Source organism: Aquimarina aquimarini (genome assembly GCF_900299535.1).
GTDB lineage: Bacteria > Bacteroidota > Bacteroidia > Flavobacteriales > Flavobacteriaceae > Aquimarina > Aquimarina aquimarini.
This window is the reverse complement of the sequence record NZ_OMKE01000006.1, coordinates 94,870-116,993: the sequence shown is the minus strand read 5'-3', so window position 1 is coordinate 116,993 and position 22,124 is coordinate 94,870. Positions and strand designations below refer to the sequence as shown.

At 31.5% G+C, this 22,124-nt stretch carries 16 protein-coding genes; 8 read left to right on the top strand and 8 right to left on the bottom strand.

What is annotated here, in order from left to right:
* Window positions 1-54: 54 nt before the first annotated feature.
* The 4 genes from DG508_RS02055 to DG508_RS02040 all read right to left on the bottom strand — a co-directional run bounded on the left by DG508_RS02055 (window position 55) and on the right by DG508_RS02040 (window position 4,254).
* Window positions 55-2,154: a flotillin family protein gene (locus DG508_RS02055; protein WP_108866554.1), complete on the bottom strand. Its 2,100-nt coding sequence runs from the start codon at window positions 2,152-2,154 to the stop codon at window positions 55-57.
* A gap of 5 nt (window positions 2,155-2,159) precedes the next feature.
* On the bottom strand, window positions 2,160-2,864 hold the full coding sequence (locus DG508_RS02050) for a hypothetical protein (RefSeq protein ID WP_159090603.1): 705 nt from the start codon (window positions 2,862-2,864) through the stop codon (window positions 2,160-2,162).
* Window positions 2,865-3,135: 271 nt separating this feature from the next.
* A complete protein-coding gene (locus DG508_RS02045; protein WP_108866552.1) occupies window positions 3,136-3,852 on the bottom strand; it encodes a PspA/IM30 family protein in 717 nt (238 codons plus the stop codon).
* 6 nt (window positions 3,853-3,858) lie between these two features.
* On the bottom strand, window positions 3,859-4,254 hold the full coding sequence (locus tag DG508_RS02040; protein ID WP_108866551.1) for a type III secretion system chaperone family protein: 396 nt from the start codon (window positions 4,252-4,254) through the stop codon (window positions 3,859-3,861).
* 325 nt (window positions 4,255-4,579) lie between these two features.
* Here DG508_RS02040 and DG508_RS02035 point away from each other — a divergent pair, with 325 nt between their 5' ends.
* From DG508_RS02035 to DG508_RS01995, 8 genes are all read left to right on the top strand, one after another.
* Window positions 4,580-5,341, top strand: coding sequence for a helix-turn-helix domain-containing protein (locus tag DG508_RS02035; protein WP_108866550.1), 762 nt, complete (start codon window positions 4,580-4,582; stop codon window positions 5,339-5,341).
* A gap of 180 nt (window positions 5,342-5,521) precedes the next feature.
* The gene (locus DG508_RS02025) at window positions 5,522-7,891 is read left to right on the top strand and encodes a TonB-dependent receptor (protein ID WP_108866548.1); all 2,370 of its coding nucleotides are present in this window, start codon (window positions 5,522-5,524) and stop codon (window positions 7,889-7,891) included.
* 44 nt (window positions 7,892-7,935) lie between these two features.
* Window positions 7,936-8,949, top strand: coding sequence for a sensor histidine kinase (locus DG508_RS02020; RefSeq protein WP_108866547.1), 1,014 nt, complete (start codon window positions 7,936-7,938; stop codon window positions 8,947-8,949).
* Window positions 8,950-8,953: 4 nt separating this feature from the next.
* The gene (locus tag DG508_RS02015; protein WP_159090601.1) at window positions 8,954-9,715 is read left to right on the top strand and encodes a LytR/AlgR family response regulator transcription factor; all 762 of its coding nucleotides are present in this window, start codon (window positions 8,954-8,956) and stop codon (window positions 9,713-9,715) included.
* Window positions 9,716-9,871: 156 nt separating this feature from the next.
* Window positions 9,872-11,329: a catalase gene (locus DG508_RS02010; RefSeq protein WP_108866545.1), complete on the top strand. Its 1,458-nt coding sequence runs from the start codon at window positions 9,872-9,874 to the stop codon at window positions 11,327-11,329.
* 174 nt (window positions 11,330-11,503) lie between these two features.
* Window positions 11,504-11,959, top strand: coding sequence for an ankyrin repeat domain-containing protein (locus DG508_RS02005; protein ID WP_108866544.1), 456 nt, complete (start codon window positions 11,504-11,506; stop codon window positions 11,957-11,959).
* Window positions 11,960-11,968: 9 nt separating this feature from the next.
* Window positions 11,969-12,550, top strand: coding sequence for a hypothetical protein (locus tag DG508_RS02000; RefSeq protein ID WP_108866543.1), 582 nt, complete (start codon window positions 11,969-11,971; stop codon window positions 12,548-12,550).
* Window positions 12,551-13,314: 764 nt separating this feature from the next.
* A complete protein-coding gene (locus tag DG508_RS01995) occupies window positions 13,315-14,097 on the top strand; it encodes a matrixin family metalloprotease (protein ID WP_108866542.1) in 783 nt (260 codons plus the stop codon).
* Window positions 14,098-14,385: 288 nt separating this feature from the next.
* On the opposite strand, the gene asnS is transcribed toward DG508_RS01995, so the two are convergent.
* From asnS to DG508_RS01975, 4 genes are all read right to left on the bottom strand, one after another.
* Window positions 14,386-15,828 carry an asparagine--tRNA ligase gene (asnS, locus tag DG508_RS01990; RefSeq protein WP_108866541.1) on the bottom strand — a complete coding sequence of 481 codons (1,443 nt, stop codon included), beginning with the start codon at window positions 15,826-15,828 and terminating at the stop codon, window positions 14,386-14,388.
* A 704-nt stretch (window positions 15,829-16,532) separates the two neighbouring features.
* Window positions 16,533-17,027 (bottom strand): hypothetical protein, encoded by a 495-nt coding sequence (locus DG508_RS01985; protein ID WP_108866540.1) that lies wholly within the window; start codon window positions 17,025-17,027, stop codon window positions 16,533-16,535.
* Window positions 17,028-17,170: 143 nt separating this feature from the next.
* Window positions 17,171-19,594 carry an efflux RND transporter permease subunit gene (locus tag DG508_RS01980; RefSeq protein ID WP_108866539.1) on the bottom strand — a complete coding sequence of 808 codons (2,424 nt, stop codon included), beginning with the start codon at window positions 19,592-19,594 and terminating at the stop codon, window positions 17,171-17,173.
* An 84-nt stretch (window positions 19,595-19,678) separates the two neighbouring features.
* Complete coding sequence (locus DG508_RS01975) at window positions 19,679-22,120, bottom strand: DUF5686 family protein (protein ID WP_159090599.1); 2,442 nt, start codon at window positions 22,118-22,120, stop codon at window positions 19,679-19,681.
* Window positions 22,121-22,124: the final 4 nt, after the last annotated feature.

Below are 22,124 nucleotides of genomic sequence, written 5' to 3'. Positions count from 1 at the left end.
TTGCAAATAAGATTGATTTCTCTCCTTGAGTCAAGGAGAGAAATCAATGCTGTTTTATTTCAGTTTTTTATCAGACAACCCTAATCCTTTGGCAAGATTAATTAGGTTTGTAAACATGTTGTTTTCTGATGGATCGGTGGTCTTTTGCTTTAATTCTAATAAAAGATTGGCTATTGTAAGGTTTTTGATATCCTCTGAAGAGATTCCGTATTGAGTCGCAAATTCTTTAATTTTTTGCAATAGATTTCCTTTTACGTCATCACTACCTAATATTGCATCTTTTACATCTTGTATATTATCAGAATGTTTTACAAGTCTGTCGATTCCTTTTGCTTTTGTGATTTGACCTACAATTTGATCAAAGAACATGGTTTCTCCTCCTACAATATCAATATTTGCGGCTTTAAGAGCTTCTCCGATTACTTCTGCTTGTGCATCAGCAATTTCTTTTTGTATATTGATATGTGCAAGGTCTACTTGTAATTCTTTGTCTAGACGTAGTTTGAATTCTTCGTGCTCTTTACCTACACCATCTAATTTTTTCATGGCCTCGGCTTTTTCTTCGATTCCAACAGCTTCTGCAAGTGCAATTTCTTTGTTACCTTCTGCTTCTGCAAGCGCTTTTTCTTTAATTACATGTGCTTCTGCAACTCCTTCTTCTTTTACTGCTTCTGCTTTGGCAAGTGTTCCTGCGGCTTCTGCTTTGGCTGTCTTTTCTATAATGTTTGCTTCAACCAGTCCTTCTCGTTCTCTGGCATCTGCTTTGGCGTGCATAACTTGCGCTTCAGACATTCCTAGAGTGGCTTCTTCTTTGGCTTGTGCTTCTGCCAATGTTTTACGAGCCTCTGCTTCTTTTTCACTAGCTTCTTTTTGAGCTTGTGCTTCGATATTGATTTCTTCGGCTTTTTGCTTGGCAGCTTCTTTTTGAGCTTCTGCAGCTTTGATAGTGGTGATCAAAGCTTCTTGTGCATTGGCTTCGGCAATTGTAATTTTTACTTGTTTCTCTCGATCAGCAGTTTTAAAAGCTTCAATGTCTTTCATGTTTTCTTGCTCTTCAACGACCCCTTTTTCTAGTGTAACTCGATCCCGAATCACATCCTGAATATTTTTCTTCTCTACTTCAACTACTTTTTCTTTTTCGATTTGTGCTAATGTTACAATACGTTCACGTTCAGTAGCTTCTAGCATTCTGTCTTTTTCTACTCTTTCTGTTTCTACAGCATCTGTACGTTGTTTGTTTTTGGCTGCTACAATAACCTGGCGTTCCATGTTTTCTTCTGCTACTTTTACTTTTTCTTCAGTAGCAATACGAGCAGTTTCAGATTTTAACCGTTCTTCTTCGGCAACTTTTAAAATTTCTGCTTCTTCGCGAGATTTAATATTAGAGATTTCTCGTCTTTGTTGTTCTTCTTTTTCGGCTAATTGTTTGTCTAATTCAAGAATTGCTTCTCTTGCTTCTACATCTTGTTTACGAATTACTTTTTCTTCGTCACGTTTGATAAGGTTAGACTTGATATTTTGAGCTGCGGTGAGTTCTGTTATTTTTTTGATCCCTTCAGAATCAAGGATGTTATCAGGTTTTAAGACATTTAGTGATGTTTGTTCTAGATCATCAATAGCACAGTCATCCAGAATATAACCATTAAGGTCAGTTCCTATAATATTTATGATTTCATCTCTAAATTCTCTTCTGGCTTCATACAATTCAACAAATTCGAACTTTTTTCCAACTGTTTTTAGTGCTTCAGAGAATTTGGCATCAAAAAGACTACGTAGTGTGTCTATTTCTGATGCGCGGTTACAACCAATAGTTTGAGCAACATTAATAATATCTTCAACAGATTTATTCACTCGTACAAAGAAAGCTACTTTGATATCTGCTCTGATATTATCTTTACAAATTAACCCATTGACACCCGTTCGTTCGATTTCTATTTTTTTGATAGAAATATCCATGATTTCAATTTTATGCAATACAGGGATTACATATAATCCTTTGTCAAAAGCTACAGATGTACCCCCAAAACCAGTACGAACTAGAGATTCTCCTTGCGGAATTTTTCTGTAGAATATAGCGATTATTATAAAGTATAGTACGATGAGAAGTACTAAGGCTACCACCACTATGATGGCAATATTTGCAAGGTTGCTCATAAATATTAATTTAAAGGTTGAATGATATAAAGTTGTTTATTTTTTACTTGATTTATGATCTCTACAGGAGTATTGGCAGGAATTTCTATTCCGTTTTTAGATTTTACCATTACTTTGATGGGATCAGATTGAATTTTTATCTCTAATGTTGTTACTTTTTCTCCAGAAATAGGACTTTGTAAAATTCCTTGTCTGCCTAATAATTCTAGTGCATCCTCTCCTTTATTATTGAAATTGGTAAAGAATCTTTTGAAAGGAATTGTAAAAATTTTAGTCAGAAATAATGCTGGGATGATTCCTCCAAAGAAAAATACAAATCCAAAATCATTATTATAGCTATGTGTTATAGAGGTTCCTGCCATTGTGATTGCCCACCAGAATAATACAAAGAAAGAAAAAGTGAACATGAATGGAAGCCCTACAAAATTAAAATAAATCAAGAATACTTGAAAAAAATTCAATTTACCTCGGCGGCGAATTACATCTTCTTTTTTTACCTCTGTATTGGATATTTCAGGAATATCCAAATTACCTCTGGCGTCAAAATCTGAATCTATATCAACATCTGTATCGATATCTATATCTGCATCAAAGAAATCTAAATCCAGTCCTGTAAGTGTGGTCAAAAACCAATATACGATCAGTAATCCAAAGAGAACAGTCAATGGTAGATTGACTATTGAGATTGCTATGTCAAATAATTCTTTCAAGGGTTCATTTTTTTAGTATTAATTAGAAACTTTTATACGAGTTTTATCATAATCCTAATATGTCAAAAATAGATAATATTACCCGCTATAAGGTCACTGTATATAGTGATAACTATTCGTGAGTATCACATTGTTTTATGGGGTTTTGTTTATACAATCATTAGGCTATTTTGATAGACATAGAATCGATTTTTATCATTTCTTGTTGTTATCCTGAGTGTTAATGTCATTAGCCTAATATTTATTACCATTGGATAGTATATATTTTGTACTATTCTTTTTTTGAGGAGTCAATACCCAGTTGTTCTTTTAATTTGGCCAAATCAAGTTCTGCACTTGTTTTTGTAGTGTCTACAGCAGCATCAATTTCGTCGTCAATAGATTTTGAAGTGTTTGCGATGTCTCCATAAGCATCTGCTAATGCTTCTTCTTGATTGACCTTGTCTTTCATTCGTTCGAGCATAGAGACAGTGCTAGAACTATCTATTTCTGCCATTTGTTTATTTACATTTTTTGTAGCTGTAGATACTTTTACGCGTGCTTTTAATGTTTTGAGCTCATTTTCCCACTTACTAATATTCTGTTTAATCGTTTGTATATTTTTCTCTAATTGATTAACAGAAGTGTCAAATTTTTCTGATTCACCTTTGCTACGATTACTATGTTGCAAGTTTTCTTCTTTTTTTATGAGCGCTTCTTTGGCTAATCGATCTGCTTCTGCAGAGTCTATGTCTCCATTTTGAACTTTTTTTAGAATAAGCATTGCTTTTTGTTGGTAATCTTCTGCTTTCAGAACAAATTCTTCTGTATCATTTTTAGCTCTTATAGCCAATGCTTTTACTTGCGCCAATGCTTCAAGACTTTTTTCTAAATCTGTTTTCATATCCCGTATTCCTTGTTCAGTCATCTTTATGGGGTCTTCCATTTTATCAATTGCAGAATGTGCTTCGGCTTCTCCTATTTTAAATAATCGTTTAAAAAAGTTCATAGTATTTTAGTATTTTGAATAATTTATAATTTGGTCAGAATATTCACTTAGAAGTAAGCCTAGAGAGTTTAAGGAACCTTCTAATTCATTGAGATCTAAGTTTTCTATTCTTAGTGTGTCTCTAAAGATTACTTTCTCGCCAGACTCATCCAAAACAAAGGCCCCGTGTACAATGTCTCGATTTTTCTGAAGTAAATTTCTGTAGATAACTTCATTCTTATTTTTAATATTGAAAATATGTTGTTCCATAATTAGAATAGGAGGTGCAACACCTAGAATCATATTTTTGATTCCTTCATTTTCTTTACTAATCATAATAATGCCTTCGCTTATATTTTCATGAGTGATATTATAGTTGAGTTGTAGTAAATAATCTTTTACCAGTTGAAAATAATCTTGCATTTGGTGGTTTATTTTTTTGTGATAATTAGTAATTGTTTTAATGTTGTTTGGGGTATATCAATATTACAAAAAGCAGTATAGATTCTCTATATAGTTTATAGTTAAATTAACAAGGTAATACGCAATGACTATCATAGTAATGATGATTTTAAAGTTAATAACAAGATTGAGTTGCTAAAAATTTTAGTAATTATCTTTTTTATTATGATGGGGGCGGTGTGTAAAAAGTATTTCTACTAAAATTAGCATTTTTAAAAAGTATTAGCTAATATTGTTAGTGTAAAAGTACAATTATTTTTTATAATTGCAAATAAAATTAGCAAAAATGTCTTTTTTTGGAAAAAATATAAAGAAAATTAGAAGTGTAAAAGGGTTAAGCCAGCAAAGCTTTGCAGAGCTATTTGATTTAAAAAGAGGAACTCTGGGGGCATATGAGGAGGGGAGAAGTGAACCCAAAATAGAAACGCTAATTAAAGTAGCTAATTATTTTAGCATTGCAATTGATGATTTGCTAACAAGTGAGTTGACAGTAAATCAACTGTTGAAGTTCAAAGGTGATCTTACTACATATGCCGAGGATCTGAAAAGAGAGAAATTTGCCAGTATTCCTTGTATAACAGAAAATACAGCTCATGATTATATTGCTTTATATGATAAGGAAGGGTTTGTAAAAGAGTTGCCTACTTTACAATTACCTTTGAATGTTACTAAAGAATTTAGAGGATATACCGTGAGTAATCTCGAAATGACTTCACATGATAAAGGGTTTTATCCCAAGGATATTGTTGTTGGAGAAAAAGTGCCTTCTACGGTAATAAAAAAGTTAAATAATGGAACATTGGTTTTTGTAGTAGTAGAGGAGAAACTAATTTTTAGAAGACTTTATGTAGCAAAAGGAAATGTTATCCTAAGAGCTGATCACAAAAATATAGAAGATGAAAAATATGCACTCTCTGATATCAAAGAAATGTGGAGAGTACGATATGTTTTTTTTAGAAGAATACCTGATTTTGGAGATGATGTAGAAGACAAAATCTTGCTTATAGAACAAGAGTTGTTGAAAATGAAAAATCGATTGCCTGAGTAAATTGGCTGAAGAGAGTATATATTACGTATTCAGTTTCTTTAGTTTTTTGAGAAATAATTCTATCGTCAAAAAAACCCGTTTCATCTTTTTTTAATCCTGTTTCGACAGAATCTACTTTATAAAATAAAAGACCCATTATAGTTTTGTTTCTATAATTAAAGTGAAACAAATAAAGTAAAGATGGAACTCAAAAAAATAATTTTTCTTTCCCTAGTGCTATTAGGAATTACTTACAATTATGGGCAACACCGTATTACAGGGAAAATAGTAGACAACAATAATGCTTCTTTGGTTTTTGCCAATGCTATTTTATACGCAGATAAAACAAATACAGCAATTTTTGCTGTTGCTACCAATGAAGATGGGATTTATCTTTTTGAGAATGTAGAAACTGGACAATATCGTATTGAGGTTTCTATGATAGGATATAAAACGAAGGTTTCTAAGGTCTTTAAGTGTGATAAAAGTACAATGAATTTATCATTTGACTTCTCATTAGATTCAGAACAACTAGATGAGGTTGTTCTTACTTATAAAAAACCGATTATTAGACAAACTGCAGAAAAACTGATTGTAGATATCGAAAAATCAGAAATGATAAATACCAATCTACAAGATGTAATGAAAAAGATTCCTGGTGTAATTGTTACTAATGGAAAACTGAATTATGGAGGGCAAAAGAATATTCGTATACTAATTAATGGCAAAACCACAGATTTTATAGATATGGCTGCATTATTAAGGGAAATGCCAGTAGATAATATCGCAAGTGTAGAGCTAATCCAACAACCAGGAGCAGAATATGATGCCGAGGGATCTGGGCCTATTATTAATGTGATCTTAAAAAAGAATACCAAATTAGGAACGCATGGCAGTATAAAGAGTACGGTGGGATATGTAGAAGATGTTATGTATGGCACTAGTGCATCAATTGCTAGTTATAAGAATAAACTGAATTGGCAGGCCAGTGCAGGATATACAAAATCATCATGGAGAGAAGATTTAATAATCTCTCGTACGGTTTTGGATCAAACCTATGACCAAACATCTATTTCCCCCTATGATCCAGAAACATTTAGTGTACGAGGAGGGATTGATTATTATCTTACGAATCAACACACATTGGGAGTAAGTGTAAATAGGATTGACTCACAATCGGATCGTGTAACAGCCAACACAACTACTATTCTTGATGGCAGTACTGCAACCAGTCTGTTTACAGATAATAGTTTTGATAGAGATAGAAGCACTTTTACAGTGAGTCCGTATTATGAATATGATGATCAAAAAAATAAAATAACCTTGGATTTCAATTATATAGATTATGAGTATAATAACCAAAATAATTTATTCAAAGTAGGAGAGAGCTCTATAGTATATCGCAACCAGCGTTATTATCAAGAAGCAGCATATAAGATTTTTACATATAAGGGGGATTATAAGCGTACAGAAAATGATAATTTTGATTGGAGTGTTGGAGCAAAATATTCAAAAGTAGATTCGGATAGTGACCTACAATCATTTACTCAAAATGATCAAGGTGTTTTTGTAAATAATAATGACCAGACAAATCGATTTTTGATAGATGAAGATATTATAGCAGTCTACTCAAAATTGAATACTAAACTTGATAAATGGTCATTTTCAGGCGGTTTACGTTGGGAAGAAAGTGATACCAAAGGAATATCAGTAACCCAGAATGAAACGAGAACAAGAACAATTTCTAAACTATTTCCAAGCCTGAGTATTGGTAGAGAAATAACCCAAGAATTAGGAACATCAATTGCCTATAGCTATAGAATACAACGACCATCATATAATTCATTAAATTCTTTTGTATACTATTATGATCCATATACTTTTGAAGAAGGGAACCCTAATCTGAAACCTGCATTTACAAATAGTTTTAGATTTAATCTTACCTATGAGAATCAGCCGTTTTTTAGTGTAAATTATAAAGAAACAACAGATGCATTATTTGAAATTATCACTCAAAACGATACATCAGCAGAAACTTCTCGTTCAGTGATCAATCTTGCCGAAAATAAAAGTTTTGGTGCCAGTATTTTTGCACCATTAGATTTTATAAAAGGGTTAGACGGGTTTTCTGGGCTTATCGTAAATTATAATGAATATACATCAAAAAAATTAACTCCTGCATTGGATTTATCACAATGGAGTTTGACTTGGTATACCAGTGCAGAATATAAGTTGCCTTGGGGGGTTAATTCAGAAATATCTGGATATTATACAACAGGAGGATTAGAAGGGCAAATAGAGCATGAGTGGATGGCAGGTATTGATCTGGCAATAAGTAAGAAATTTATGAATGACCAATTAAAAGTAAGTCTAGAGTTTGAAGAAGTTTTGAATAGGAAATTCCTAGGAGCTGTTACTTATGATAATGTAAATGCAACTATTGAGAATGATTGGACTCGACAAAATATATATTTGCAATTACATTATAGCTTTGGTTCCAAATTTGGTAAAAATAAAAAGAGAAGTAATGTTTCTAAAGAAGAGCAAGAAAGGATAGATGATGATAATTAATCAATAGTTAAAAGAATATTATTACAAAAGAAATAAGATTTTATATGAATACAAAACTTAATAAAACGGATTGCATACTAATAGTAGCTTTTTATGTAATATCAGCGTTGATGAATTGTATTGACTATTATAAAAGAGATCATAGTTTAATAGAATATTTTGTAGATATCCCAACAGCTACTATTACATCTTTTTGCGTTGTTTTACTCTTTATGTATTGGTTAATACCCAATTATTTAATAAAAAAACTTAAATATGTACAATTCATAGTCTTTGCAGTTGTAGTACTCTGTTTTTTTGGAAGTATTGAATATATAGTAGGCTTTTGGTCTGGGGATAATCATTGGAGTAAGTTTCCTAGATGGCATAATCTAATCTTGATCAGTATATCTAACGCTTCAAGTGATTCAGGGCTTATTTTTGGAGTATTATTGACTAAAAAGTTTTATGAAAATCAAGTGCACTTTTTTAAGGTTCAAAAACAACAAAAAGAAAATGAACTAAAGTTGTTGAGGTCACAAATAGATCCGCATTTTTTATTCAATAACCTTAATACCCTCGATGCATTGATTGATAGAGATGCCATAAAAGCCAAAGAATATATCAATCGATTATCTTTGATATACCGATATTTGATTCTAACCAAAGATGCTGAGGTGATGGAGCTTTCAGAAGAAATTAATTTGGCAGAAAATTATATTTATTTAATGCAGACCAGATTTGGGAAAGGTTATAATTTTAGAATAGAGAAAAAAGTATCTCTTGATGATAAGTTTATCCCTACTGGAGCAATACAAACGTTATTAGAAAATGTAGTTAAACATAATAAAGCTGTTCATGATACTATTATAGATGTTGTTATCCAGATTGAAGAAAAATGGTTGACTGTAAGAAATGATAAGTACATGGGGTATTCAGAAGAAGAATCATTTGGCACTGGGTTAGAGAATTTGAGAACGCGTTATAAGTTATTGTCTGATACAAAAATACATATTACTAATACTACATCATTGTTTGAAGTTGCTATACCTATTATTAAACTAAGTGATGAATCCTAAGGCTATGAAAATACTGATTCTAGAAGATGAAATCCCTGCATATCAAAAGTTGATATCATATTTGGAAGCATATTTTGATAATGAAATTATTCATGATTGGGCTCGTTCTGTAATAGATGGAAAAACGTTTCTAGAAACTAATACTTATGATCTTTTACTATCTGATATTCAATTATTAGATGGATTATCGTTTGATATCTTTGATTCGGTAACTTTTGATTGCCCAATAATTTTTTGTTCGGCGCATGATGAGTATTTGTTTCAAGCTTTTAATACAAATGGGATCGCGTATATTTTGAAACCATACTCTCAAAACGATTTTGAAAAAACGTTACAAAAGTATCAATCACTTTTTAACCAAGGTTCTTATAAAAAGTTGGATCATTCTACAATCAATATTTTAAAATCAGCACTACAAGAAGAACAAGTGCAATACAAAAAACGGTTTGTAATCAAAAGAACTAATGGAATACAACTGTTGAATGTCTTAGATATAAGTATGATCGAGGCATCTGGTGATTTTTGTGTTGGAGTAGATGCTAACGGAAAAAAATACCCAATATCTCAAAAGATAGGAGTAATTACAGAACAATTAAGTCCAAAAAACTTTTTTAGAATTAATAGGAGTCAAATTATACATATTAAGTATATAGAAACTATTGAAAACCATTTCAAGAATAGATTGTTGATTAAAATGAAAGGAGTCAATGATAAAGTAATGACAAGCTCATCAAATACTTCAGATTTTAGGAAGTGGATAGAATAAACGTAAGTATATGATAGATAGATTATAGTGATTAATTTTTCTGCATCAATAAGTTTTGATTATCGCTTTATTGCGACAATCAATTTAAGATGTTGATTTTGTGTGGTATATGGTTGTATCTTTATAAAAAAGAGTATCCACGCAAAATAAATAATAATGACAAAGAAAAAATTAACGACTTCAGCAGGAGCCCCAATCTCAAATAACCAAAGATCTATTACGGCGGGACAAAGAGGTCCTGTCTTGATGCAAGATTATCAATTAATCGAGAAACTAGCTCACCAGAACAGAGAGCGTATTCCAGAACGTGTAGTCCATGCCAAAGGCTGGGGAGCTCAGGGAACATTTACAGTAACAAATGATATAACCAAGTATACCAGAGCCAAAATATTCTCTGAAGTAGGAAAACAAACTCCATTATTGTCTAGATTTTCTACGGTAGCTGGAGAGTTAGGTGCCGCCGATACAGAGAGAGATGTAAGAGGTTTTTCTTTAAAATTTTATACAGAAGAAGGTAATTGGGATTTGGTAGGTAATAATACCCCTATATTCTTTATTAGAGATGGATATAAATTTCCAGACTTTATCCGTACTCAAAAGAGACACCCTAAAACAAATTTAAGATCTAACGAAGCTATGTGGGATTTTTGGTCTCAGACTCCAGAAAGCTTACATCAGGTTACTATATTGATGAGTGATCGGGGGATTCCACAAACACCCATGCATATGAATGGATATGGTTCTCATACTTTTTCATTTTGGAATGCAGATGGAGAGCGATTTTGGGTGAAGTTTCATATGAAAACACAACAAGGGCATAAACACTATACCAATGAAGAAACAGCAACTATAATAGGGCAGACAAGAGAAAAATTTCAAGAAGAACTTTATGGAGCTATAGAGAGAGGAGATTTTCCTAAATGGAAAATGATGGTACAAATTATGCCAGAAGCTGATGCAGAAAAAACACCATATAACCCTTTTGATCTTACCAAGGTTTGGCCTCATGCTGATTACCCATTGATTGAAGTAGGAGAATTTGAGCTCAATAAAAACCCAGATAACTATTTTCAATATGTAGAAAATGCAGCATACTCACCATCTAATGTTGTACCTGGAATAGGTTTCTCTCCTGACAAGGTATTACAAGCCAGAATTTTTTCTTATGCAGATGCACATAGATATAGACTAGGGACACATTATGAAGCTTTACCAGCAAATGCATCATTGGCAGAGGTAAATCACTATCACAAGGATGGAGCTATGCGATTTTTTGATAATAACAATGCCAATCCTGATGCGTATTATGAGCCTAATACAAAAGGAGGACCTGTAGAAGACCCTAGTGTAGCAGAACCACCTATGAAAATTAGTGGAGATGTACTTAGGTATGAAGAAAATGATACTTTCGGAGAGTATAAGCAACCAGGTGATCTTTTTAGATTATTTAATGATGAACAAAAAGAGCGACTTTTTAATAATATTGCAGCAGCAATGGACGGTGTTTCTATGGAGATTGTGGAAAAACAACTAGCTCATTTTGATAAAGCGGATCCAGCATATGGAAAAGGTGTTCGTAAAGCGCTAAACATCAATGCACAAAATACATATTAAATTAACAATTTAGTTTTATTGGTTAGAGCTTGATTGGGGATCTTTGAAATTCAAAAAAAAGAACCCCAATCTGCTTGTATCATTTTGACTTTGGTAATCGTGCATATAGAAATTAAATTTATTAGCACTGTTTCAAAGTAATAATATCTATTCATTTTTTTAATAAATATATATATGGAAGACATTTTTAATGCTATTCGATCAGAAGAATTGAATGAAGTAGAGGCGATTTTGAATATGAACCCCGAAATAGTAAATTCAAAAGATACCAGAGGATCAACCCCTTTATTATTAGCATCATATTATGGACTTGAAGATATAACACAATCAATTTTGGAGTACTCTCCAGATATAGATGCACAAGATGGTTCAGGAAATACAGCACTTATGGGAGTATGTTTCAAAGGATATTACGATATAGTGAGGTTGTTGATTGCATCTGGAGCCAATGTAAATCAGAAAAATTATAATGGAGCGACTGCTTTAATTTTTGCGGCAACCTTTGGGCAGAAAAAAATCATTAAATTACTAGTAGAAAATGGTGCTGATATATCTGTAAAAGACAATCGTGGGTATACCGCAGAAATGCACGCCAAAAATCAAGGATTAAAATTTCAAGAACTTTTTTAAACATATCTAGTGGATAAGAACCAAGGTATAAAGAATATTAAGTCAGTAAATATAAGGTCTACTGATATCAAAAGAAGATTACTAATGTCCTCTTCGACTGTATTAGTTTTTGAAACTTTTTTGAGTGAAAGTATAAGAAATGAAGTATTGGTAATTAATACTAATATAGGAATGGAAGTATATTACTCTTCTGAAAATGATTACAGTCTCTTTATTAAAGAAAGTATGTTGTTATATACGCTTACTCAAATAAATCGCGATAAATTAAAGTTCAGAAATAATCTTACTAAAGAAGAGGTGTATCAAAGTTTTTGTGAAGCATTAATTACCTTTTCTTATTATCCTCAAATTTTCTTGGCTTATACAAAGAAGTTTATTCATATTCAAAAAACACACCAATCTAGCAGGTTTTTAATTCCAGCTCTCAATGGTTTTTTTGAAGAAGTTTTTAAGGAGTTAGATAAAACTGGCAAAATTCCTCACTATGAAAAAATAAAGAGAGCAAAAAGCAAAGGTCATAAACCTAGTAAAAGTGAAATAGCTATTAAAAAATTGATTTCTGAAGTTTTATTAAAAAAACATTCTAACTAATTAAATCCACCATAGCGTTTGTATAATTACAAATCTTCATTTTTAAATTTTCTAAAACTACACTTTTATATTTTCTCTTATTTATTATTAAGTTAAAGATTATATCAGTTATACTAAATTCAAAGTGTAAATAGTATTATTTTGAATCTAATATTTTATGATTGATAAGAACCTATAAAATGATGTTTGGATTCTAAATTGATGATTTGCCTATTTTATGAATTTGTTTAAAAAAAAAGCTGGATTATATTAAAAACTCGTTTTTTCATAAAAAGAACGAGCTTTTTTGTTGAAACTCTCAAAAATTACAAATATCAGTTAAGGTTTGAAGAAAAAAAATCATAAAAATGTATGATTTAGTCATTTTTTTAAAATGAAAACAGGGGAAAAAACCCCTATAATCCATTAACATTTGTAGTATTAAACCTTCATATTTAATGATTTAAATGTTAAAATTTAGTGAAAATAAAGCTGTTTGTCGTTGAAATACGCTGTGTTTCAGATGTTGCGTAAAAATATTACGTGTTTACCGTATTCGGATATTAAGTATCTGCCCCTACCTTTACATAGAATTAATTACCAATTTATTATTTAGTTCAATATTGAAGGTAAATACGTCAAAATGTTCATAATCTTCTACAGCCCCAAGAAGAATGTTTAACATGGTTTAAAAGAAAAGACCAAATTAATGTAAAGAAGTCTCTTTTTTTAAAATACCTAATACTTCAATGCCCAAGAAGTATGACCCAAAATAATATGAAGCGATGGCGAAAACTACTAAACCTACGTCCTATACCGTATCAAAATGTATAGATCCAATTAAAAAAATAGTTAATCAAACAATTAGTACAAACTTTATCAATCGGTTATCTGGTACAAAGGATAATAGCTATATAGATAAATTTATTGTAACCTGTAAAATAGTATTATTTATACTATCATTACCGTTGATTTTATCCTGTAGTACAGGAGATGAACTAAGTGCAGTCCCTGTAGAACCTATTTTTGTAGACAGCCCAGAAAGAATTGTAAAGATCAAAATCATTTATGTAGAATCTAATGAGTCTGGAAATAAGTCTTCTTATGATCTTAATGAGAAAGAATTTATGGATTACCTGAATGGGTATTACTTTCACAGATTAGGAATTGGCTTAGAATTAGAAAGCTCAATGAATATGGTAAATGAAGATTTATATGACCTTAGAGATAATGAAGGGTCAGAACCAAGAACCTTTTTTATGCAATCCAAAAAATCGTATGACCAAGATAAAATTAATATTTATATTATAAAACGATCTAATATAAGAGGTATTGCAGGGATCGGTAGAGATCAAAGAGTATTGTTAACAGATGAAAACTTGTTTACATCAACAACACCACACGAAATAGGTCATGCATTAGGATTATTTCATATTCATGAAACAGAAAATATTATGAACTCTCAAGAAAGAGATTCTAGACATCATTTTAATGCACATCAAGAAGAAAAAATAAAGAAAAGAATCGATCAAATTAATCTATTTGGTAAGATATCACATACTCATTAGTAACGATTATAATAGAAATAAACTAACCTCAAAACACAATAATTATTGTAAGAAAAATACTTAAAAAAATAGCTTATTAAATCACATCAATGTTTGGAAATATAAAAATCATTGATACATAGTAGAGAATAAAAATTAACCCACAGATTAGATTGATTAAGGAGTTAACTTTTGAATAGAATAATTTGTACCTCTTTTTTTAACAAGTACAAAATAGTAAAAAAACGTAGCCCTGAAACAATACTACTTGTTTCAGGGCTATTTTTTATAAAAATTATCTGGATTATACTAGAACTCTGCATTAAGAGGTGTTCTAGGATAAGGAATTACATCTCGAATATTGCTCATACCAGTTACAAATAATACTAGACGTTCAAAACCAAGTCCAAAACCACTATGAGTACATGTTCCAAAACGACGAGTATCTAGATACCACCATAGTTCTTCTTCTGGAATATTAAGGGCTGCCATTTTTTCTTTTAGAACATCCAAGCGTTCTTCACGTTGAGAACCACCAACGATTTCACCAATTCCTGGGAATAATATATCCATTGCTCTTACCGTTTTGCCATCCTCATTAAGCCTCATATAGAATGATTTGATGTCTGCAGGATAATCAAATAAAATTACAGGACATTTAAAGTGTTTTTCAACAAGAAATCTCTCATGCTCACTTTGTAAATCTGCACCCCACTCATTAATTGGAAATTTAAACTTTTTCTTCTTATTTGGTTTAGAATTTTTAAGTATCTCGATTGCCTCGGTATAGCTAACACGCTTAAAATTGTTTTCAAGAACAAACTTTAGTTTATCACGCAATGACATTTCAGCACGTTCTATTTGAGGTTTTTGTTTGTCCTCCTGTATCAAACGATTTTCTAGGAACTCAAGATCATCTTGACAGTTCTCTAGAACAAACTGAATAACATATTTTATAAAATCTTCGGCAAGATCCATATTGCCATCAAGATCACAAAAAGCGACCTCAGGTTCAACCATCCAAAATTCTGCAAGATGACGAGATGTATTAGAATTTTCTGCTCTAAACGTTGGCCCAAAAGTATATACCTGCCCTAGTCCCATTGCATAGGTTTCTCCTTCTAGCTGGCCCGAAACAGTAAGATTCGTTTCTTCTCCAAAAAAATCTTCTTTATAATCAATAGCGCCATTTTCATCTTTTGGGATATTGGTAAGATCAAGGTTTGTGACCTTAAAAGCTTCTCCAGCTCCCTCTGCATCACTCTTTGTAATTATAGGAGTATGTACATAGTAAAAATCGTTTTTCTGAAAATATTCATGGATTGCAAAAGATAACTTTGAACGCACTCGCATAATGGCCCCAAAAGTATTGGTACGTACTCTAAGGTGTGCTTGCTCTCTTAGCTTCTCTAGACTATGCCTTTTAGGAGATAATATCGTAAGCTTTAACTCTTCAGGATCTGAATCTCCTTCGATTTGAACATCAGATACTTGAATTTCTACACGTTGCCCTTTTCCTTGACTCTCTACAAGAGTACCTGTTATTACAATTGCAGCACCAACGGTTATCCTTTTCTGGATTGAAGCATCTATGGTAGTATCTTCTAAAACACACTGGATATTATTAATAGTTGATCCATCATTAATCGCAATAAAACGATCATTTCTGAAAGAACGAACCCAACCTTTTACGATGACAGGCTGTAATAGTTTATCACTTTGTAGTACCTCTATTACTTTAGTATGCTTCATTATATATTCTGTTTTCTAATATTATTTATGACCATATTTTGCACTCTTTAATGTATAAAAGAAGTACAAAATAAAAAATGTACAAATTTTGAGGTAGCAAAGATAATTTTTTTAATCTGATTGAAAGCATAATCTTAAAAACTCAAAATAATATGCTGTAAAATAGTATTGAAACTGATTTTAAAAGCAATAAATTTAAGAAGAGAAGTTTTGTAAATCTGACATCTTTTTAAACACCAATTCTACGCAAAAACCGTATCTGAATACATTTTTGCCTTAAAATCTTACGTTATTCATGTTTTTTTAAAAAAATAAGAGAAATAATAAGTGCTTGGCTAAGCGTGTAATATATTGTTTATCAGTGTATTGTGAATTTGTTGATAATTTTATTTACTTAAATAATGTTAAATTTCACGATATCTCCAAAAAAAGGGGATTTTTCCCCCCCACTAGGTATTTTAAAATATAGAAAGGGACAGTATCTTGCATATATGCAATTATGACGATTGTGTTTACGTTAAGTTTAGTTTAGTTCGATAGATTTTGGGGTAATCTATCTTACAGAAGTCCTGCTAATTTATAGTGGGACTTTTTTTGTATTAAAAACAAATAAATTTATTTGTATATAGAATAGTAAAGGAAGATAGCTTCAGAGCAAATTTGTAGAATACATGTGGGATTGGTTTTCTTAAGCGTATTGTGCCTTACAGGCTTTCAGAACTGAGTAGTTCTTGTTTTCTTTTTAGTACTGCATCAAATAATATCTCATCTTCATCTCCTCCAAGCCCCATAAATTTACTGCTCTTCCATAAGTAATAATCAGACATTTTTCCATTTTTATTTTTGAAAGTTACTTTTATATGCTTTGCACGACTTATGATTGGAAAACTAACGGTGTCAACTACAGAAATATTTTCAAGTTTTACAATCCATTCTTTTTTTCGGAAAGGTTTTTTGAAAATGACTTGATTATTACTTAAATCCAAATACCCTAGAAATGCATGAAAATAATACCAAATACAACTGATAATAAGTATTGGAATTAGAAGAATTAAAATAACATGAGAATTATCAATAGTTTTAAAAACTTGTGAGCCAATTCTAAATGCAATATATAGTAAACTGACACTTACAATTATTGAAAAATTAATTCCTAGTTTGGCTCGTGAGGAGTGTAGTTTAATTAAATTTTCTTCCATTCTTATTGTATATATTATTAAACCGATGTCTTTTGGCTAAAAAGGCATGGTTGTTAAAAGGAAGTAAATAGATACAATCCTTTTATATAGATAACATGTACACAATATAAGAATATTACCAATATATAAAAGCGATGATAAGATCACTCATTTGTAATATTATCCCCTTTCTTTTTGTTTTCTACTAATTCTTCGTCGTTAGGAATGATTTTTAAGGTGGGTTCTTTTAATGTTTTTTTGTTTGCAATACTTCGTTCTAACGAAAGCAATAGAGAAGGAAGCAATAAAAGATTAGCAAGCATAGCAAATAGTAAGGTAGTAGATACTAGACCACCCAATGCTTTGGTTCCTCCAAAACTAGATATCATGAATACAGAAAAACCAAAGAACAATACAGTTGAAGTGTAAAACATGCTCACTCCTGTTTCTCTTAGAGATGCAAGAACAGATTTTCTTATTCTCCAATGATTTGATTTTAATTCTTGTCTGTATTTTGCTAAAAAATGTATAGTATCATCGACAGAAATACCAAAGGCAATACTAAATACTAATATGGTTGATGGTTTTATAGGTACTCCCAAATACCCCATTAGACCTGCAGTCATAAGTAAGGGTAGTAAATTAGGGATAAGTGATATAACAATCATTTTCCAGGATCGAAACATCCAAGCCATAAAAAGGGCAATAAGAACAACTGCTAATCCTAAAGAAAGAGATAAATTCCATACCAGATATTTAGTTCCTTTTTGAAAAATTAATGCCTTACCAGTAAAAGAGACATCATATCTGTCTTTTGGAAATATCTTTTGTAATTGTGGTTCAAGAGTGGCCTCAATACGTTCCATCTCTTCTGTTCCTACATCTTTCATGAAAGTTGTGATTCTGGCATATTGTCCAGTAGAATCAACATAACTCTTCATTACTCCAGCTTTGGATTCAAAACTTTTTGCATAAGGCAGAATAAAATTTCGCTCTTGACTGGTTGGTATTTGGTAATATTTTGGATTACCATTGTAAAAAGCTTGTTTAGAATATTTAACCAAGTTAACAATAGAAATTGGTTTAGATAACTCAGGCATTTCTTCGAGTAGTTCCTGAAGCTTCTCCATACGTTTTAACGTTGAGAGTTTCAGAACTCCCTGTTTTCTTTTGGTATCGATGAGTATCTCTAATGGCATAACACCATCAAACTCTTCTTCAAAAAATTCAATATCCTTATAGAATCCTGCACTTTTAGGCATGTCTTCTAGTAAGCTTCCAGAAACCTTTATGGTATATATACCTATGATGCTTACAATCAAAATGATCACAGAAGAAAAATAGATCGTTACTCGTCTGGTTTTTACCATATTCTCCATCCAGTCCATTAGTCGCTCAATCCAACCTTTCCCCAGATGTTTTAAATGCCTTTCTTTGGGCTGAGGCATGTAGCTATATATAATAGTAATTACTAATAAGCAAAGGATGAATAAAGCAATGATGTTTAAAGAAGCAACAATACCAAATTCTTTAAGTAATTTACTCTCTGTCAAAGCAAAAGTAGCAAATCCAGATGCGGTAGTTACATTGGTCATTAATGTAGCATTACCTACCTTGGTAATTACACGTTGAAGTGACTTTGCTTTATTGCCATGTTTTTTTATCTCCTGTTGGTACTTATTGATCAAGAAAATACAATTGGGTATACCAATAACAATAACAAGAGGAGGTATGATTGCTGTAAGTACGGTTATCTCATATTCTAAAAGACCCAAAATACCAAATGCCCACATTACACCAATAATCACAGCAGTCATAGATATAAAAGTTGCTCTCAATGACCTAAAAAAGAAAAAGAAAATTAAAGAGGTAACCAATAAAGCTGCAAGGATAAAAACTTCGATCTCATCCATAATGTTTTGAGAATTCAAAGTCCTGATATAAGGCATACCCGATACTTTTACGTCTAAATCATACGCTTTTTCAAAAGCAATTACAGCGGGCTGTACGACGTTTTCGATGAACTTTTTTCTTTGTTTGGTATTTACAATATCCTTTTTGAGATAAATTGCACTCTGAATGGTTTGAGATTTTCTACTATAAACAAGTCCTTCATAAAAAGGCAACTTATTGAATAGTATCTCTTTGTATTCTGTGACCTGTTTTTGATCAAAAGAAGAATCATTGATAAAAGGAACGAGCTCAAATCTAGAAGGGTTATCTTCTTTTTTTAGAGTTTTAAGATCTGCAAGAGAAACTACAAGATCAATCTCTTCATATTTTTTGAATGAATTGTTAAAATCATTCCAGGCTTTTAATTTTTTAGGAGTAAAAAGAGTACTGTCTTTTACAGCCATAACAATTAAGTTTCCTTCTTCTCCAAATTTATTAAGAAACTCTTGATAGAGTAGATTTACTTCGTGATCGTCGGGTAACATATTGGCTTCAGAGTGAGAAAACCTCATGTTTTTCCACTGAAAACCTAAAAAAACTGTAATCCCTATAATTGCTAGAAATATGATTGCTCTATTACGTAGAATAATCCCAGCTAGTGCATTCCAAAACCCGAAACTGAATAATTTTGCCATTCTTTATTTTCCTAGTGCAAATGTAAGGATTGGAAGAGGATTATTTATAAATTTCAGAAAAGAAAATGATTTATTATATAAAGACTATAATTTTAAATAAAAAGTAAACTTACCAGAGATGTTATCTTCAAATTGAGGTAGGTGATATGCTCCATATCTGTAAGCAAAGCTCAGTCCAAAACCAGCGAAAAGTTTGTTGATTTCGAAGCCTGATTCTTGGTAACCATGTTGTAGAGAAGAGAAGTTTACACCTTGATGATTTGTTGGGTAATGAATATCTCCTATTGCATACCTAGTAATAAAGACAAGTTCTGGTTTGAACCAGCTCGTTATTTTTACAGGTTTTATCCTGTGTTTTATCTGTAATGTAGCTAATTTACTGCTAAAAAACTCACCAAAATACATCGTTTCAAAGGTTCTTCTTCCTGCTACAGAAAACCTTTGCAAGATAGTTTCTTTTGTAGGAGCATTAGGGTATGCGTGATACAAATGAGTAAGTGGGATGTCGCCATCAGCTATATCAGCTTCAAATAAGAAACTTGTTTTTGATTCGTTGATTCTGTTGATTATATATTCCGCTTTTAATCCTATTTTGTAATAAGAAAAATCACTGTCAAATACTCCTTTAAGCCCTTGTGTATATTGAGCTGTGATTTTGGGGTATCCGTCGTGAATTTCTTTATAGTGATTTGGAGTTTTTAAGAATTTACTGAATGGACTCCATCGCAATGCGATTGTAGCTTCTGCCAATTTATACGAAGAATACTGTTTGTCATCTTTTGTGAATTGATACCTTCCTGTTTGGTTAATATTGCTTACTGAGAATTGGGTTTCAGAAATTAATCGAGGTAATAGTTGTTGTTGTAAGATGGTGCTCCATGTTCTGTGTTTATAGTAAAAATCTATATTTACTAATCGCGGTTCAAATAGAGAATACACTCTTCTGTCTGTCAAGTATAGAAAACTACCTACTTCTTTGATATCATCAGTGTAATTTACATTTAGCCATGAACTTGTATTCTTATTTAGTAAAAAACCTCCACCAGCACCATATTTGGATTTTGAATCTTTAAAACCATAAACATAGTAGCCTTCTAGTCTAAATCGTTTTGAGAATTTGGAATTGGTAAGTCCTCCTAATCCTATACGAAGCCCTTCGTAATTGTTGTATTTTATAGGATAAGTGAGATCAAAATTAAAGAAGCTTATCGGGTAATATCCAATATTAAAACTTTGGATAACATTAATTTTTCGCTCTATGTTTTGTGCCTTTACAATGCTATCCACTACTTGAAATGAATTTAAGTCCTTTTCAGTGATTGCACTGGTTCGGTATTGATTCCAGAAACTTTCAGAGCGATTACTGGCCTTGGAGGCAATTTGAATAGCAGGCTGATTCTGTTTTACGTTCTGTTTGGTGTCAAGTTCAATGTCAAAAATATCTGTAGTAGAAATTAAAAAGTCATTAGCTCCAGAAAAATGTTTTTTATTACTTCCTATCCTTCCTACAGAAATTTGCCCACCAAATAAACTTACTTTTTGTCTCCCGTTGCCAGGCCTGATAGTAATTTCTTGTTGTGTAGGAAACCAGTTTTTGATCTCATCAAAATATTTAAAATTATGAGTGGCAGTAACATTGAGTTCTCCTCTTAATTCTATAATGGCTTTTTGAATGGCTAGTGTTTCCATATCAATATGTAACACACCTTCTAGGCTAGCAAAGTCTTTAGATTTTCGAGGCTGAAAAAGAATGATATAAGCAGGTTTTTTGGTTTTTGTGGTATCCAGAATTTTATAATAATAATTTCGATGCCCTCTTTTTGATAAAGGACTTATGTATTGATTATTAAAAATGGTGTAGTCTTCATCATACAAAGAGTTGGATTGTATTTTGATGCCTAAAATATTATATACAGGTTTTTGAAAACCAGTCATTCTAGTAGCTAAAACTGTTTCTTTTTCACTGTTATTTTTTTTGTATTGATGCAGGCTTACTTTTTCTGATAAAAAAGAATGCGCTTTGTTAAATAAATGTTCAATGTCAACTTTACTAGTATCTATTATATTTAATAGAGCTTGATTATCCTCAGTTATCTTTAATTTATTATAGGTTTTGTAACTATAACCTGATTGTAGTTTTTTTGGATTGTTTTTATTTTTTCTACGTATTGTTTTTGAAATGATATCAATTGCAGTATTCTCAAGAGAATTTAATTTTACTAAAGCAAGATTTTCTTCTTTTGGATTGAGTCTAATTTCAATTCTTTCAGAATTCTTTGTTGTGATAAGTATAGTTTCGTTTTGATACCCAAGATAGCTTACGGTAAGCTGAGTAGGGTATGTGTTACATCGTATAGAGAATTCACCTTTGACAGAGCTTAACGCATATGATGAATTATTCGTTTTTATTGTAGCAAAGGGAAGTGCTTGACCAGAGTTTTTATCAACTACAATACCATTAATATTAATTTGAGAAATTAAAATAAAGGGAGTAAGAAATAATAAACAAAAAAATTTGTTCTGCATTATA

Excerpts from the sequence above, each read along its gene's own strand:
- asnS (WP_108866541.1), bottom strand. The coding sequence starts at position 15,828 with ATGAAGCATACTAAAGTAATAGAGGTACTACAAAGTGATAAACTATTA.
- DG508_RS01995 (WP_108866542.1), top strand. The coding sequence starts at position 13,315 with ATGGCGAAAACTACTAAACCTACGTCCTATACCGTATCAAAATGTATA.
- DG508_RS02020 (WP_108866547.1), top strand. The coding sequence starts at position 7,936 with ATGAATACAAAACTTAATAAAACGGATTGCATACTAATAGTAGCTTTT.
- DG508_RS02035 (WP_108866550.1), top strand. The coding sequence starts at position 4,580 with ATGTCTTTTTTTGGAAAAAATATAAAGAAAATTAGAAGTGTAAAAGGG.
- DG508_RS02025 (WP_108866548.1), top strand. The coding sequence starts at position 5,522 with ATGGAACTCAAAAAAATAATTTTTCTTTCCCTAGTGCTATTAGGAATT.
- DG508_RS02045 (WP_108866552.1), bottom strand. The coding sequence starts at position 3,852 with ATGAACTTTTTTAAACGATTATTTAAAATAGGAGAAGCCGAAGCACAT.
- DG508_RS01980 (WP_108866539.1), bottom strand. The coding sequence starts at position 19,594 with ATGGCAAAATTATTCAGTTTCGGGTTTTGGAATGCACTAGCTGGGATT.
- DG508_RS01985 (WP_108866540.1), bottom strand. The coding sequence starts at position 17,027 with ATGGAAGAAAATTTAATTAAACTACACTCCTCACGAGCCAAACTAGGA.
- DG508_RS02040 (WP_108866551.1), bottom strand. The coding sequence starts at position 4,254 with ATGCAAGATTATTTTCAACTGGTAAAAGATTATTTACTACAACTCAAC.
- DG508_RS01975 (WP_159090599.1), bottom strand. The coding sequence starts at position 22,120 with ATGCAGAACAAATTTTTTTGTTTATTATTTCTTACTCCCTTTATTTTA.
- DG508_RS02055 (WP_108866554.1), bottom strand. The coding sequence starts at position 2,154 with ATGAGCAACCTTGCAAATATTGCCATCATAGTGGTGGTAGCCTTAGTA.
- DG508_RS02015 (WP_159090601.1), top strand. The coding sequence starts at position 8,954 with ATGAAAATACTGATTCTAGAAGATGAAATCCCTGCATATCAAAAGTTG.
- DG508_RS02010 (WP_108866545.1), top strand. The coding sequence starts at position 9,872 with ATGACAAAGAAAAAATTAACGACTTCAGCAGGAGCCCCAATCTCAAAT.
- DG508_RS02005 (WP_108866544.1), top strand. The coding sequence starts at position 11,504 with ATGGAAGACATTTTTAATGCTATTCGATCAGAAGAATTGAATGAAGTA.